This window comes from Nocardia sp. bgisy134, assembly GCF_965341865.1.
GTDB lineage: Bacteria > Actinomycetota > Actinomycetes > Mycobacteriales > Mycobacteriaceae > Nocardia.
This window is the reverse complement of record NZ_CBDQZP010000041.1, coordinates 1-15,015: the sequence shown is the minus strand read 5'-3', so window position 1 is coordinate 15,015 and position 15,015 is coordinate 1. Positions and strand designations below refer to the sequence as shown.

The 15,015-nt window shown below is 69.6% G+C and carries 10 protein-coding genes and 1 riboswitch; of the genes, 4 read left to right on the top strand and 6 right to left on the bottom strand.

Features of this window, described 5'->3' with window-relative positions; all coding sequences use genetic code 11:
• Positions 1-250 precede the first annotated feature (250 nt).
• Positions 251-456: riboswitch (cobalamin riboswitch) on the top strand.
• A gap of 154 nt (positions 457-610) precedes the next feature.
• Together metE and ACRWNM_RS36255 are read left to right on the top strand one after the other, a co-directional pair.
• Entirely contained in the window at positions 611-2,878 is a 2,268-nt protein-coding gene (gene metE, locus ACRWNM_RS36260) for a 5-methyltetrahydropteroyltriglutamate--homocysteine S-methyltransferase (RefSeq protein WP_431972685.1), read from the top strand.
• A gap of 506 nt (positions 2,879-3,384) precedes the next feature.
• Complete coding sequence (locus ACRWNM_RS36255; protein ID WP_431972684.1) at positions 3,385-4,140, top strand: type 1 glutamine amidotransferase domain-containing protein; 756 nt, start codon at positions 3,385-3,387, stop codon at positions 4,138-4,140.
• A gap of 172 nt (positions 4,141-4,312) precedes the next feature.
• On the opposite strand, the gene ACRWNM_RS36250 is transcribed toward ACRWNM_RS36255, so the two are convergent.
• From ACRWNM_RS36250 to prpD, 4 genes are all read right to left on the bottom strand, one after another.
• The gene (locus ACRWNM_RS36250; protein WP_431972683.1) at positions 4,313-4,696 is read right to left on the bottom strand and encodes a nuclear transport factor 2 family protein; all 384 of its coding nucleotides are present in this window, start codon (positions 4,694-4,696) and stop codon (positions 4,313-4,315) included.
• Between the two features lie 193 nt (positions 4,697-4,889).
• Positions 4,890-6,029, bottom strand: coding sequence for a bifunctional 2-methylcitrate synthase/citrate synthase (locus ACRWNM_RS36245; RefSeq protein WP_431972682.1), 1,140 nt, complete (start codon positions 6,027-6,029; stop codon positions 4,890-4,892).
• A 3-nt stretch (positions 6,030-6,032) separates the two neighbouring features.
• Positions 6,033-6,956, bottom strand: coding sequence for a methylisocitrate lyase (gene prpB, locus ACRWNM_RS36240; RefSeq protein ID WP_431972681.1), 924 nt, complete (start codon positions 6,954-6,956; stop codon positions 6,033-6,035).
• Positions 6,956-8,479: a 2-methylcitrate dehydratase PrpD gene (gene prpD / locus ACRWNM_RS36235; protein ID WP_431972680.1), complete on the bottom strand. Its 1,524-nt coding sequence runs from the start codon at positions 8,477-8,479 to the stop codon at positions 6,956-6,958. The genes prpB and prpD overlap by 1 nt, the downstream gene beginning before the upstream one ends.
• Positions 8,480-8,642: 163 nt before the next feature.
• Here prpD and ACRWNM_RS36230 point away from each other — a divergent pair, with 163 nt between their 5' ends.
• A complete protein-coding gene (locus ACRWNM_RS36230) occupies positions 8,643-10,064 on the top strand; it encodes a short-chain fatty acyl-CoA regulator family protein (protein ID WP_431972679.1) in 1,422 nt (473 codons plus the stop codon).
• A gap of 3 nt (positions 10,065-10,067) precedes the next feature.
• On the opposite strand, the gene sigJ is transcribed toward ACRWNM_RS36230, so the two are convergent.
• Positions 10,068-10,982 (bottom strand): RNA polymerase sigma factor SigJ, encoded by a 915-nt coding sequence (sigJ, locus tag ACRWNM_RS36225; protein ID WP_431972678.1) that lies wholly within the window; start codon positions 10,980-10,982, stop codon positions 10,068-10,070.
• A gap of 194 nt (positions 10,983-11,176) precedes the next feature.
• Between sigJ and ACRWNM_RS36220 the strand changes: the two genes are divergently transcribed.
• A complete protein-coding gene (locus ACRWNM_RS36220) occupies positions 11,177-12,646 on the top strand; it encodes an MFS transporter (RefSeq protein WP_431972677.1) in 1,470 nt (489 codons plus the stop codon).
• Between the two features lie 50 nt (positions 12,647-12,696).
• On the opposite strand, the gene recG is transcribed toward ACRWNM_RS36220, so the two are convergent.
• The gene (gene recG / locus ACRWNM_RS36215) at positions 12,697-14,973 is read right to left on the bottom strand and encodes an ATP-dependent DNA helicase RecG (protein WP_431972676.1); all 2,277 of its coding nucleotides are present in this window, start codon (positions 14,971-14,973) and stop codon (positions 12,697-12,699) included.
• Positions 14,974-15,015: the final 42 nt, after the last annotated feature.

The following is a 15,015-nucleotide window of genomic DNA, read 5'->3' as shown; positions in this document are numbered from 1 at the left end:
AACCAAGGTACCCGGCCCCGGATACAGCACCGACAGGGAAGTCCCCTTCGCAGCAATCTTCACAACGAGACCTAGCAGGCTTGCGAAGTTGCGTTCATCCCTGCGTCACATCTCACCGCCGCCGTGCCCCGTCGGTGCGCGGCGGGCCGGGGGGTGCGTCCGGAATACCCCGGCTCCCGTTTATGCTGGACAACGCAGCTGGTTCTCCAGTGCGCCCGACGAGATGGAGCCCCGACGTCGCGCGCCGGAGTCGAAACCCGTTCCCGGTCCCCCGGGCGGCGGGCGAGAGGGAACCCGGTGGGAATCCGGGACTGTCCCGCAGCGGTATGCAGGAACGAACACCGTCATCACGCACTGGGCCAAGACCTGGGAAGCGGCGGCAAGTAGGTCGGCGGGAGCGTAGCTCCGCAGCCGGTGCCCGCGAGTCCGAAGACCTGCCAGCCGTGCCGGATACGCCGTATCCGGCGGCCACCGCCTCGTGGATTGGGCGCGCGGACCACCAGTGCTGATCTTCCCGGGCTCCGTCTCCACTCGGCTGCCCGCGACGTCGGCCGGTCGCCGCGTGCTCGCATGGCGATGGCTCACGACCTGAAAAGCACTGGAGCACACCGTGACTGTTTCTCAGCACACACCCTTCACCGCGACCGTTCTCGGGCTACCGCGCGTGGGACCGCGCAGGGAATTGAAGCGCGCCACCGAGGCGTACTGGGCCGGGCGCATCGACGCCGAGCAGCTGCGCGCCGTCGCCCGCGACCTGCGACGCGCCCAGTTCGCCGAACTGCGGGCGGCCGGGCTCGACTCGATCCCGGTCGGCACCTTCTCCTACTACGACCAGGTGCTCGACACCGCCGTGCTGCTCGGCGCGCTGCCCGCCCGGGTGGCGGGGATCGTCGATCCGCTCGACCGGTACTTCGCGGCGGCCCGCGGCACCGACACCGTGGAACCGCTGGAGATGACCAAGTGGTTCGATACCAACTACCACTACCTCGTTCCCGAGATCGGCGCCGAGACGACGTTCGCGCTGCACCCGGACAAGCTGCTCGACGAGCTGCGCGAAGCGCAGGAGCTCGGCGTGCCTGCGCGTCCGGTAGTGGTCGGGCCGATCACCTTCCTGAAGCTGGCCAAGAGCACCGGCGGCGCGGCGCTCGACCGGCTCGGCGAGCTGGTGCCGCTCTACCGCGACCTGCTGCGGCAGCTGGCCGCCGCGGGTGCGGCATGGGTGCAGATCGACGAGCCGGTGCTGGTCACCGATCTCACCGGGGCCGAGATCGAGCTGGTGCGGCGCACCTACGCCGAGCTGGCCGAGGCGAGCGAGCGGCCCGCGATCCTGGTCGCCACCTACTTCGGCGCTCCGGGGGCCGCACTGCCCGCGCTCGCGGCGACCGCCGTCGAGGGCATCGCGCTCGACTTCACCGCCGCGTGGGATCTGTCCGCGGTGGCCGCGCTGCCGTCGCTGGCAGGCAAGCTGCTGGTGGCGGGCGTGGTCGACGGACGCAATGTGTGGCGCACCGACCTGGATCGCGCCCTGTCCACCCTCGGCACGCTGCTGGGCAGCGCGGCGTCGGTGGCAGTGTCGAGTTCCTGCTCGTTGCTGCACGTGCCGTACTCGCTCGGCCCGGAGACCGGCCTGGACGAGCGGCTGCGCTCCTGGCTGGCCTTCGGCGCGGAGAAGGTGACCGAAGTGCGCCTGCTGGCAACGGCTTTGACGGAGGGCACCGAGGCCATCGCGGACGAGCTCGCCGCCGCGCGGGCCGCCGCGGCGACGCGCAAGGCCGACCCTCGGCTCTCCGACGCGCAGGTGCGGGCCAGGCTGGACGCGCTCGGTCCGGACGCCACCCGGCGCGCGCCCGCCGACGAACGTCGCGCGCTCCAGGCGCAGCGGCTCGATCTGCCCGCACTGCCCACCACCACGATCGGCTCCTACCCGCAGACCTCCGAGATCCGGCTGGCCAGGGCGGCGCTGCGTAAGGGCGAGATCGATCAGACCGAGTACGTGCGTCGGATGCGCGCCGAGATCGCCGATGTCGTCGCGCTCCAGGAGAAGCTGGGCCTGGACGTGCTCGTGCACGGCGAGCCCGAGCGCAACGACATGGTGCAGTACTTCGCCGAGCAGCTCGACGGTTTCGCCGCCACCGACAACGGCTGGGTGCAGTCCTACGGCACCCGCTGCGTGCGGCCGCCGATCCTGTTCGGCGACGTCACCCGCCGCGCGCCGATGACCGTGGACTGGATCACCTACGCCCAGTCGCTGACCGACAAGCCGGTCAAGGGCATGCTGACCGGACCGGTCACCATCCTCGCCTGGTCGTTCGTGCGCGACGACCAGCCGCCGGCCGACTCGGCGCGCCAGGTGGCGCTGGCGATCCGGGACGAGACGGTCGATCTCCAGTCCGCGGGCATCCGCATCGTCCAGGTCGACGAACCCGCGCTGCGCGAGCTGCTCCCGTTGCGCGCCGCCGATCAGGCCGCGTACCTGGACTGGTCGGTGGGCTCGTTCCGGCTGGCGACCTCGGGCGTCTCCGATGCCACGCAGATCCACACCCACCTGTGCTATTCGGAGTTCGGTGAGGTGATCGACGCGATCGCGGGGCTGGACGCCGACGTCACCTCCATCGAGGCGGCTCGCTCGCACATGGAGGTACTCGACGACCTCAATGCCGCGGGCTTCGACCTGGGCGTGGGTCCGGGGGTCTACGACATCCACTCCCCGCGGGTGCCGAGCGTCGAGGAAATCACCACTTCGCTGCGCGCGGCACTGAAAGCCGTTCCCGCCGAGCGGCTCTGGGTGAATCCGGACTGCGGGCTGAAGACCCGCGGCCCGGTCGAGGTGGAGGCCTCGCTGCGCAACATGGTGGCCGCCGCCAAGGCGGTGCGCTAGCACGAAGGCCGGGCCGCGCTTCCCGCGCGGCCCGGCCGCTGCGCACCGAATCTCACCCGCCCTCCGGCGGACTCAACCTCCCCTGCCCCGGCTGACACCGATCACCCCTCCGCCAGAGGCGATCTCACTCCCCCTCCGCCGGACGTCCTTGCTGCCGCCGCTTTCTCGGCGTGTAACTCTCGCAAGCCTCCCCCGCCTCCCGCACCGGACGCACCCGCGCCTTGGGACTCACCCCTTGCCGCCACGACGGCACACACCTCGACCGTTCCATGTCACCCCTCCTCACACGTCGACGAAACATTGCTCCCCACTTGCTTTGTTCGACGTGCGCCGCGTCCGTGCGGTTCCCCCGCGGGCGATATCACTTCTCAGCCATGCAGGCCGAACGCACACCGATCGAACTGACCGAGCACGATGCCTACACCTGGACCAGCCTGGCTGAGGAACCTACGGCGCACGCCGAACGCTGCCGGAGTCGGATGAGTGCCGGCTGCGATGATGTGCGTATGCGCGTTCTCATGCCGGTTCCGGACCACGACTTCGACGTCACCGAGGTCGCCGTGCCTTGGCGGATCCTGACCAACGCCGGACACGAGGTGGTATTCACCACCGAGCGAGCGGGTACGGTGCCCGTGGCGGATCCGCGGCTGCTGACCGGAGTCATCTTCGGTCAACTCGGTGCCGAAGCCGAGCCCCGGACCTTCTACCAGCAGCTCACCGGCACACCGGAGTTCACCGCCACGGTCTCCTGGTCGGAGGTCGACGTGGACGACTTCGACGGACTGCTTCTACCCGGCGGACATGCACCCGGCATGCGGCAGTACCTGGGCTCGGAGACACTGCAGCGGCAGGTCGCAAGGTTCTGGACCCTGGGCCGGCCGGTGGGCGCCATCTGCCACGGTGTCCTCGTCCTCGCCCGGTCCGAAGATCCCGCTACCGGCCGTAGCGTGCTCGCCCAGCGCCGCACCACCTGCCTGCCCAAATACATGGAGCGCATCGCGTATTTCAGCACCGCATGGCGACTTGGCCGCTACTACCGCACGTATCCGGCCTACGTCGAGGACGAGGTCCGCGCGGCTCTTGACAATTCGGACACCCAATTCCAGCGCGGCCCACTCGAACTCACCAGACGCGGCACCGCCACCGACGACACCCCCGCCTTCATCGTCGAAGATCGCAACTATCTCTCCGCACGCTGGCCAGGAGACGCCTATCTGTTCGGACGCCGGTATCTTGCACTACTGGAAGGCACCGAGCGCTGAGATCGTCAATGTAGTGACTGCGCATGGGGGAGCATGCCCTGCATATCTGGGCGCCGAGTCCCGCCACTGCCGAGCCGGAAGTCGGCGCCCTCAGCTCGCAGTGTGGCCGGCGGATGGCTTGTGGCGACGGAGCCCGGGCATCGCCGAGGCGGTGCGAGAAGGCGACGCAGTCTCAGCCGGGCACGCCGAAGGCGCGGTCGACGGCCGCCATGTCGAAGTAGTCGCGCCACGCGGTGATGGCGCCGTCGTGCACCTCGAAGACGCCCATGACGGGGAGCGGGGTGTCGCGACCGTTACCGCGCAAGGTGTCGGTGCGTTCGTTCATCACGATGTCGCCGGACGTCACCTGGTGGTGGATGTCGAAATCGATGGCGTCGAAGGAGCTGAGGAATCCGGCGATGAAATCGCGGATGGCGGCGCGGCCGACGATCGGCTCCATCGGAATGTTGTGGTACACGGCGTCTTCGGCGAAGTACGAGCTGATCCGATCGGGGTCGGGATCGAGATCGGACCAGCTCTGGCACATCGCGCGGACGAGTTCGTCCGGACTTGTCATGGCAACGCTCGCTTCCTTGGCGCCGGGCGGGGCATCGGGTCGATCCACCGATTCAACCAAATAGTCGCTTGGTTCAATAGGGGTTCGCCCGACCCCGCCCGGCACTTCGGCTGAGCGAGCGTCCGCGCCGACCCCGACCGCGCGGGCCCACGGCACGCGCGGGCTGTCGGCGGTCGAGGTCCGACCGTGTCGCCTACCGCCGCGCCGCCCCGCCCGCGGCCAGCAGCTCCCGCTGCGCCACCCCCGCGTACTCCGACAGCGGCCGGATGAGCGCGTTGGCCGCCGACTGCTCGGCGATGTGCGCGGTCCAGCCGGTGATACGGCTCAGCACGAAGATGGGGGTGAACATCTCTATGTCGAAGCCCATCAGGTAATACGCGGGCCCGGCCGGGAAATCGAGGTTCGGGCGGATGCCGGTGGCCTCGGCCATGGCGCGTTCCAGCTCGTCGTACATGCGCAACCAGCGCTGCCCGCCGGTCACCGCCGCCACGTCGTCCAGCGCGGCCTTCATGGTGGGCACCCGGGAGTCGCCGTTCTTGTAGACGCGGTGCCCGAAGCCCATCACCTTCTGCTTCGCGGCGAGCTTGCCGCGCAACCAGTCCGCCGCACGCTCCGGCTCGCCGATCTCCAGCATCGCGTGCATCACCGCTTCGTTCGCGCCGCCGTGCAACGGGCCCTTGAGCGCGCCGATGGCGGCGGTGACCGCGCTGTAGAGATCGGAGCGGGTGGAGGTGACCACGCGCGCGGCGAAGGTGGAGGCGTTGAAGCCGTGCTCGGCGTACAGGATCAGCGATGCCTCGAAGGCGCGGACGATCCGCTGGTCGGGCACTTCGCCGAAGCACATGGTCAGGAAGTTCTCCGCGAAGCCCAGGTGCGAGTGCGGCGCGATGGGATCGAGGCCGCGACGGCGGCGCATATCGGCCGCCACCACCGTCGGCAACACGGCGGTGAGCCGTAATGCCCTGGCCAGCAGGTCTTTCGGCGCGGCAATGCCGTCCGGGTCCGTGCCCGGGTCTTCCGCACCCAGGTAGCTGACCACCGTGCGCACGACATCCATCGGGTGACAACTGGCGGGCATCTTCTCGATCAGCGACAGGATCGACCGGTCGACCCGCCGCTGCGCGCGCTCCCGCTGGCACAGCAGCTCGAGCTGCGCGACATCGGGCAGCTCGCCGTACCAGAGCAGGTAGGCGACCTCCTCGAAGCTACAGTGCGCCGCCAGATCCTGGACCGCGTAGCCGCGGTAGGTCAGCGAATTGGTCTCGGGCACGACCTTGGAGACGGTGGTGGTGTCGACCACCACTCCGGCCAGCCCCTTTCTGATCTCGGTCATGGTTCACTCGCTCAGCGTGAAGGTGAATATTCCGGAGTCGAAGTCGTTGTATCGCTCGTAGTCGAGAAGTTCGTAGAGCCGCGCGCGGTGCTGCATCCGGTCGAGCAGACCGGATTGCGTTCCGGTGCCCGCGATCTCGGCCAACCCCTGTTCCACCGCGTGCATAGCGAGCCGCAGCGTGGTCACCGGATAGATGACCGCGTTGTAGCCGAGTTCCTCCAGCGTCCGCGCCGACAGCAGCTCGGACTTGCCGAACTCGGTCATGTTGGCGAGCAGCGGAACGTCAACGGCAGCACGGAACTTCGCGAACTCCGCCGGGTCGGCCAGCGCCTCGGTGAAGATCAGATCCGCGCCCGCGTCGGCGTAGGCGTTGGCGCGATCGATCGCCGCGTCCAGTCCCTCGGTGCCGCGCGCGTCGGTCCTGGCGCAGATCACGAAGCCGGGATCGCGGCGCGCCGAGACGGCCGCCCGCAGCCTGCGCACCATGTCGTCCACCGGCACCACGGCCTTGCCGTCGAGATGGCCGCAGCGCTTGGGGTTCACCTGGTCCTCGATGTGGCAGCCCGCCAGTCCCGCGTCCTCGAGCAGGGTCACCGTGCGCGCGGCGTTCATCGGTTCGCCGAAGCCGGTGTCGGCGTCGATCAGCACGGGCAGGTCGGTCACCCTGGCGATCTGCCGACCGCGCTCGACCACCTCGGTGAGCGTGGTCAAACCGATGTCGGGCAGCGCCAATTCGGCCGACACCACCGCGCCGGAGACGTAGACGCCCTCGAATCCGAGCCGCTGGATCAGCGTGGCCACCAGCGGGTTGAACGCGCCGGGCAGGCGCTGGATGCGCCCGGAGGCCAGTCCAGTGCGGAAGGCGGCCCGCTTGTCGGCGGCGGTGGTCGTGGCGGCCATCAGGCCGGAACGGAGTTGGTCGGGCATCAGAAGATCCCCTCACGAACCTCCGGTGCCCGGCCGAGGACCTCGGGCGCCACGGTGAACGTCAGCTGATCGAGTTCTCCCGCACCGAGTTTCGTGGTGCGTTGCGCCGCGTCGAGGAAACGGTCCTGCTCCGCAGGATCTACTACCCCGTCGGCCAGCGTCCGAAACTTCTCGATGTACTGGGCGCGGGCGAACGGCCGCGCACCGAGCGGATGCGCGTCGGCGACAGCCAGCTCGTCGACGAGGGTCTCGCCGCCCTGCAGTGTCACCACCGCGCGTGCGCCGAACGCCTTCTCGTTCGGGTCGGTCGAGTGGTAGCGGCGGGTCCATTCCGGATCCTCGACCGTGGAGATCTTGTGCCACAGCGCGACGGTGTCCGGTCGTTGCGCGCGTTCCGGGGCGTAGGAGCGCTCGTGGTGCCAGCCGCCGTCCTGCAGCGCCACCGCGAAGATATAGGGAACGGAGTGGTCGAGGGTTTCGCGACTGGCGTGCGGGTCGAACTTCTGCGGATCGCCGGAGCCGGTGCCGATCACCACGTGCGTGTGATGGCTGGTGTGCAGCACGATCGACTCGATCCGGTCGAGATCGTCGATGCGCGAACGCATCCGGCGGGCCAGGTCGATCGGGGCCTGGCTCTGGTATTCCGCCGAGTGCTCCTTGGTGTAGCTGTCCAGGATGGCGCGCTTGGCCTCGCCGGGGGCGGGCAGCGGCACGCGGTACTCGACGTCGGTTCCGCCGAGCAGCCACGCGATGACGCCGTCGGCGCCCTCCCAGATCGGTGCGGGCGCGCCCTCGCCGCGCATGGCCCGGTCCACCGCCTCCACCGCCATCTTGCCCGCGAACGCCGGGGCGTAGGCCTTCCAGCTGGAGATCTCGCCCTTGCGTGACTGCCTGGTCGCGGTGGTGGTGTGCAGCGCCTGACCGATCGCCTGGTAGATGGTCTCGGTGTCCAGCCCGAGCAGCGTGCCGATGCCCGCCGCGGCCGACGGCCCCAGATGCGCGACGTGGTCGATCTTGTGCTGGTGCAGGCAGATTCCGCGCACCAGGTCGATCTGGATCTCGTAACCGGTGGCCAGGCCGCGGATCAGCTCGGCGCCGGTGCGCCCGGTGTGCTGGGCGACGGCGAGGATCGGCGGGATGTTGTCGCCGGGGTGCGAGTACTCCGCGGCGAGGAAGGTGTCGTGGAAGTCCAGTTCCCGCACCGCGACCCCGTTGGCCCACGCGGCCCACTCGGGGGAGACCCTGGTCTGCGTGGACAGGCCGAAGACGGTGCCACCCGACCGCCCCTCACGCGGTCGATACGGCTGCGCCGTGGCCTGGGTGCGCGCGCTGGTGACCGGACGCCGCAGCACCGAGGCCGCGGCGACGGCCGCGTTGTCGATGATGCGGTTCACGATCATCTCGGCCACCTCGTCGGTCACCTCGACCGGATCCGCGGCCACCTCCGCGATCCTCGCGGCCAGATGTTCGCCGCGCGGAAACGCCTCGTCGGCGGCGCGAGCGCGTACGATATGGGTCTTCATGCATCCTCCGGTTCCAGACGGCCAGCTCAGCAGGCCCAAGGGCCTCTCTTCGCACGCTACGCAGCGAACTCCGAAGCAAAAACCCCTTGCAAATGCCGATTTTTGTGGGCGAGAAGTGCCGAATCTGCGATGTTTGCGAAGACTCAGCGGCTAGGATTCGCCCGTGCGCAAGATGTATGCGGGCGCCCGGTTGCGGCGATTGCGCGAGGAACGGCGGATGACCCAGGCGGCACTGGCGAAATCCCTGGATCTCTCGCCCAGTTATCTCAACCAACTGGAACGCGACCAGCGACCGCTCACCATTCCGGTGCTGTTGAAGCTCAACTCCACCTTCGACCTCGATGTGCAGTTCTTCGCCGCCGACTCCGACGCCAGACTGGTCTCCGATCTGCACGAGGTGCTCGTCGACGCGGCGGGCGGCGACAGCGCCCCGCTGGCCGAGGTCGAGGAGCTGGCCACCAGGCAGCCGGAGGTGGCCCGCCTCCTGGTCGCCATGCACCGGCGATTGCGCGCCGCCACCGACCAATTGGATCTGCTCTCCTCCCGGGTGGCCGCGCCCACCGGCGGGCCCGGCGTCCCGATGCCCTACGAGGACGTCCGCGACTTCTTCTACGACCACCACAATCACATTCCGCACCTCGATCACCTCGCCGAACAGCTCTTCGAAGAGTCCGGACTGACCATCGGCTCGCTGGATCGCCAGCTGGCCAGGATCGCCGAGGAGCGGGCGGGGGTGACCGTGCTGGTGCGCGGCGACGGCGCCGATCCGTCGATCCCGAAGCGCCACTACGACCCCGAGAGCCGGACGCTGACCCTGGCCCGCAGGCTGCGGCCCGGGCAGCGCGCCTTCCAGATCGCGACCACGCTCGGCTTCCTGCTCTTCGGCGCCGAACTGGACGCGGTGCTCAGCGAGACCCCCTCGCTCACCGGGGAATCCCGCGCGCTGGCCCGGATCGGGCTGGCCAACTACTTCGCGGGCGCGCTGATCCTGCCCTACGGCCGGTTCCTGCGCTCGGCCGAGGAACTGCGCTACGACATCGACCTGCTGAGCCTGCGTTTCGAGGTCGGCTTCGAGACCATCTGCCACCGCCTGAGCACCCTCCAGCGGCAGGGCCAGCGCGGCGTGCCGTTCTTCCTGGTCCGCACCGACCGCGCGGGCAACATCTCGAAACGCCAGTCCGCCACGGCCTTCCACTTCTCCCGCGTCGGCGGCAGCTGCCCGCTGTGGGTGGTGCACGAGGCGTTCGCGAATCCCGGCCGCATCCTCACCCAGATCGCCGCCATGCCCGACGGACGGCGCTACCTGTGGATCGCCCGCACCTCGTTCATCGCCCCGCACGGATTCGGTACGGCCACCAAGAATTTCGCCATCGGACTCGGCTGCGACATCGAATACGCCGACCGCCTGGTGTATTCCACCGGCCTGCACCTGGACGACCCGGCCGCCGCGGTGCCGATCGGCGCGGGCTGCAAGGTGTGCGAGCGGCCCGCCTGCCCGCAGCGGGCATTTCCGCAGATCGGCAGCCCGCTCGCGGTCGCCGAGAACACCAGCACCGATCTGCCGTATCCCCGAATGCTGCGCTGAACCTCACCCGCGCAGGTGGCGGAGCTTCTCCGGGTTGCGAATCGCGTAGACGCCGCGCACCTTTCCGGTGTCCGCGTCGATGTCCAGCACCACGACGGCTTGCAGCTCGCCGCCGGAGTACACGATCGCGGACGGATCGCCGTTGGTCCGCCCGACCCGGACGGTCATGTCCGGCACGGAAGCGATCACCATCCGGCTGGTGAGCAGACGCGCGACCTTGTCCGCCCCGTGGATCGGCCGCAGCGCCGCCCGCGCCCGGCCGCCCGCGTCGGACAGGAACGTGACGTCCGGCGCGAGCATCTCCAGCAGGCCCGTCACGTCCCCGCTGAGCTGGGCGGCGAGGAAGCGCTCGGTCACCGCGCGCTGGGTTCGCGGATCGGCCTGGTAGCGCGGGCGCTTCGCCCGCACGTGATCCCGCGCCCGGTGCGCGAGTTGACGGATCGCCGGGGTCTCCCGGCCCAGGATCGCGCCGATCTCGGCGTGCGGATAGCCGAACACCTCGTGCAGCACGAACACCGCGCGTTCCAGCGGGGTCAGCGTCTCCAGGATCACGAGCACGGCCAGCGAGACCGACTCGCCCCGCAGCGCGATCTCGGCGGCATCCGCGCTGTCTCGGATCTCGGGGGTGTCGGCGACCAGCGGCTCGGGCAGCCACGGCCCGACGTAAGTCTCGCGCCTGCGGACGATGCTCTCCCGGCGCGAGAGCGCGGCGTTCACCGCGATCCGCACCAGGTACGCGCGCGGGCTGGTGATCTCGCCGAGATCGGAGCGATGGCGCGACACCCAGGCCAGCCAGGTGTCCTGCAGGACGTCCTCGGTGTCGGTGACGGTGCCGAGCATGTTGTACACGATCGAGAACAGCAGTTCGCGGTGCTCGGCGAAGATTCGCGTCGGCTGTTCGTCCATGGTCTCGATCATCGTTCCTCCTGTGCCGGAAAGCTCGCGCGGCTGTCGTTGTCCGAGAGTGTTTCCGCGCCTCGGATGTGACATCGCGAGCCGCGAGGTGTGATCCGAATCTCGCGGGCGGCCGCCGATGTCACCTCCCTCGGCTCCGCGCGCTCTGGGTTGGTGACCGGACGACAACCGTCCGACCACAGAGAAGGACCAGGCCAGTGCTCGCACCGACCGAAACACCCTCGTATCTGGCGACTCGCCGCGGCAAGCTCACGCTGGCGCTGCTGTGCACAGTCGCGTTCCTCGACTTCGTCGACGGCTCGATCGTCAATGTCGCGCTGCCGACCATCCAGCGCGAACTCGGCATGGACGTGTCGACGCTGCAATGGGTCACCAGCGGCTACCTGCTCACCTACGGCGGACTCATGCTGCTCGGCGGCCGTCTCGCCGACCTGCTCGGACGCCGCCGCGTGCTCATCGCGGGCACGCTGACCATAGCGGTCGCCTCGGCGATCGGCGGGCTGGCCGACGCGAGCGGGCTGCTGATCGGCGCGCGCCTCGCGCAGGGCGTCGGCGCGGCGCTGATGCTGCCCGCCGCGCTGTCGATCCTCACCACCAGTTTCCGCGAGGGCCCTGACCGCACCGCCGCGCTCAGCGTGTGGGGCGGGGCCGCGGGCCTGGCGTCGGCGGCGGGCGTCTTCCTCGGCGGCGTGCTGGCGGAGGGCCCCGGCTGGCGCTGGATCTTCTACGTCAACACCCCGGTCTGCCTGCTGGTGCTGGCGGCCGTCCCTGCGCTCGTTCCCAACGATCGTCGCAACGAGATCCGCGGCGGCTTCGACCTGCTCGGCACCGCGCTGGGCACCGGCGGGCTGATGCTGCTCGTCTACGGACTCGTGAAGGCGCCCGAGCACGGGTGGGGCGACGCGACGACGCTCGCGCTGCTCGGCGGCGCGGCCGCGCTGCTGATCGCCTTCGTGGCGAACGAGCGCTACTCGGCGGATCCGCTGATGCCGCTGTCGATCTTCCGCATCCGCGGCCTGGCGGCGGCGAACCTGACCCATCTCACCCTGGCCGCGGGCATGCTCGCGATGTTCTTCTTCGTGACGCTCTACATGCAGTCGGTCCTCGGGTACGGCGAGTTCGAGGCGGGCGTGGCCTATCTGCCGGTGAGCCTCACCATCGGTGCGGCGGCTGGCCTTTCGGCGAAACTGTTCGCCCGGGTCGGCACCCGGCCGGTCATCATCGGCGGCGCCGCGATCACCGGGCTCGGCGTGGTGTGGCTGTCGTTCATCCCGACCGACGGGTCCTACCTGACGAACGTGCTGCCCGGCATGCTCGTCATGTCGGTGGGGGCGGGCGCCGTGTTCGTCGCGAACACCACCGCGGCCAACGCCGGCGTCCCCGCCGAACAGGCCGGACTTGCCGCCGCGCTGCTCAACACGGCCCAGCAGATCGGCGGCGCGCTCGGCATCGCCGTGCTGACCGCGATCGCCACCTCCCGCACCACCGCGCAGCTGGCGGCGGGCGAGCCGCAGCTCGACGCGATGACCGACGGTTTCCAGCGCGCGCTGCTCGTCGGCGGCCTGATCGCGATCTCGGCGGCGGTCATCGGGTTGTGGACCGCGGACTCGCGCGGCGCGAATGCCGCCGACGCGACGGAGGAGCAGCCGAAAGCCGTTGTGGCATAGCACCATTCGCCGAGGGGCGGATCGCGGCCGCGGTCCGTCCCCGGCGCGCGTCATGATTTGGCCAGATACTCCAGCCGCTCACCGTCGACGGCGGCGTGCATCATGCCCGCCAAGCCGGGGTGCTCGCGCAGACCGGGATCGGCCTCGACCAGCTGCCTGGCCAGATCCTGCGCCGCGGTGACGACTTCCAGGTCGTCGAGCAGGGAGAGCAGCTTGAGCGAGCTGGCGGTGCCGGACTGCGCCGCCCCGAGCACGTCGCCCTCGCGGCGCTGGCGCAGATCGAGCACGGCGAGCTCGAAACCGTCGGTGGTGGCGGCCACGGCTTCGAGCCGGGTCATCGCCGAACCGCCGGGCGCGGCGTCGGTGATCAGCAGGCACAGCCCCGCGTGCTTGCCGCGGCCGATCCGCCCGCGCAGCTGGTGTAGCTGGCTGACGCCGAACCGGTCGGCGTCCACGATCACCATCACCGTCGCGTTCGGCACGTCGACGCCGACCTCGACCACGGTGGTGCAGATCAGCACATCGATCTCCGCGTCGTTGAAGGCGCGCATGACCTGGTCCTTCTCGTCCGAGGGCAGCCTGCCGTGCAACAGGCCGACCCGGATGCCCGCGAGCGGTCCGGCGCGCAGCATGTCGAAGACGTCGACCACGGCCTGGGTGGCCGGGGCCTCTTTCTCCTCCGCCGCCTTGCCGCGGCCGCGCCCCTTGCCGGAGCCGCCGTTCTCCTCGTCGTCGCCGATGCGCGAGCACACCACGTAAGCCTGGCGGCCGACTTTCACCTCTTCGAGGATGCGTTCCCAGGCCCGGTCCACCCAGTTCGGATGCAGCTTGCGCGGAACGACTTTCGACGTGATGGGCGAACGGCCGCGGGGCAGCTCGGTGAGCGTGGAGGTCTCCAGATCGCCGAGCGTGGTCATGGCGATGGTGCGCGGAATCGGGGTCGCGGTCATCACGAGCAGATGCGGGCTGCTTCCAGCTTTCGCCTTGGCGCGCAACGCGTCCCGCTGTTCGACGCCGAAGCGGTGCTGTTCGTCGACCACCACCATGCCCAGGTCGAAGAACTCCACGTTGTCCTGGATCAGCGCGTGCGTGCCGATGACGATGCCCGCCTCGCCGGTGACGGCCTCGAGCAGCGCGGCCTTCTTCGCCGACGCCGACATCGAACCGGTCACCAGCACCACCCGGGTGGACTGTTCGGCGGCGCCGAGCTCGCCCGCCGTGCCGAGTTCGCCGAGCATCCCGCGCAGCGACCGATAGTGCTGAGCGGCGAGAACTTCCGTCGGCGCGAGCAGCGCGCACTGCTGACCTGCGTCGACCACCTGGAGCATGGCGTGCAGCGCGACGATCGTCTTGCCGGAGCCGACCTCACCCTGTAGCAGCCGGTGCATCGGCTGGGTGCGGCCGAGATCGGCGGAGATCTCCGAGATCACCTGCCGCTGACCGGCGGTGAGCTCGAACGGCAGCTGCCGGTCGAAGGCCGCCGCGATGCCGTCGGTGCGCGGCGGGCACGGTCGCGCGGTCCGGCCCGCGACCTCGTGCCGACGCTCGGCGAGCACCAGTTGCAGCGCCAGCGCCTCGTCGAAGCGCAGCCGCTCCTTGGCCCGGTCGATATCGGTCTTGCGTTCCGGCAGATGGATCAACCGCAGCGCGTCGGAGACCGGCATCAGAGCGCGGTCGTCGCGAACGTCCTCCGGCAGCGGATCGTCGATCGGGTCGAGCTGTTCGAGCACCTGGCGCACGCAGGCGAGCAGATCCCAGCTCTGCACCTTCGCGGTGGCCGGATACACCGGGATGAATTCCCGCTCCATGAACGAGACATCCACGCCGCCAGCGCCTTTCGCGCTCTCTGCCAGGCCGCGCAGATCGCCGCCGCCGCGCACCTTGGTGAAGGTGCCGACCGAATCGTCCTCGGTCTCGGGCAGGATCAGGTAGCCGGGATGGCTGAGATTCCAGCTGCCGGGCCGCCAGTAGCTCACGGTGCCCGACATCATCGCCCGAAGTCCCTCTTTGACGACGTACTTCACCTTGTCACCGTTGAAGAACGTGACGTCGACCGGGCGTCCGGAACCGGTGTCCAGCAACACCTTCAGCAGCGAGCCGCGCCGGTTGCGCATCGGCTTCAGCTCGGTCTTGGTGATCCGGCCGATGACGGTGATGTGCGAACCGTCCTCCGGCGCCTCCTCGGTGAGCGGCTGGCCCTGGGTGGCGTAGCGCAGCGGGTAGTGCCGCAGCAGGTCCTCGACGGTGTTCATATCGAAGGCGTCGGCCAGCGAATCCGCGGCCTTCGCGCCAAGGATGTGGTCCAGCCGATCGCTCAGTGTCGCCATGTCTCCGCCCTCGTGCTCATGCCTCCACCTCGCTGGCGCTCG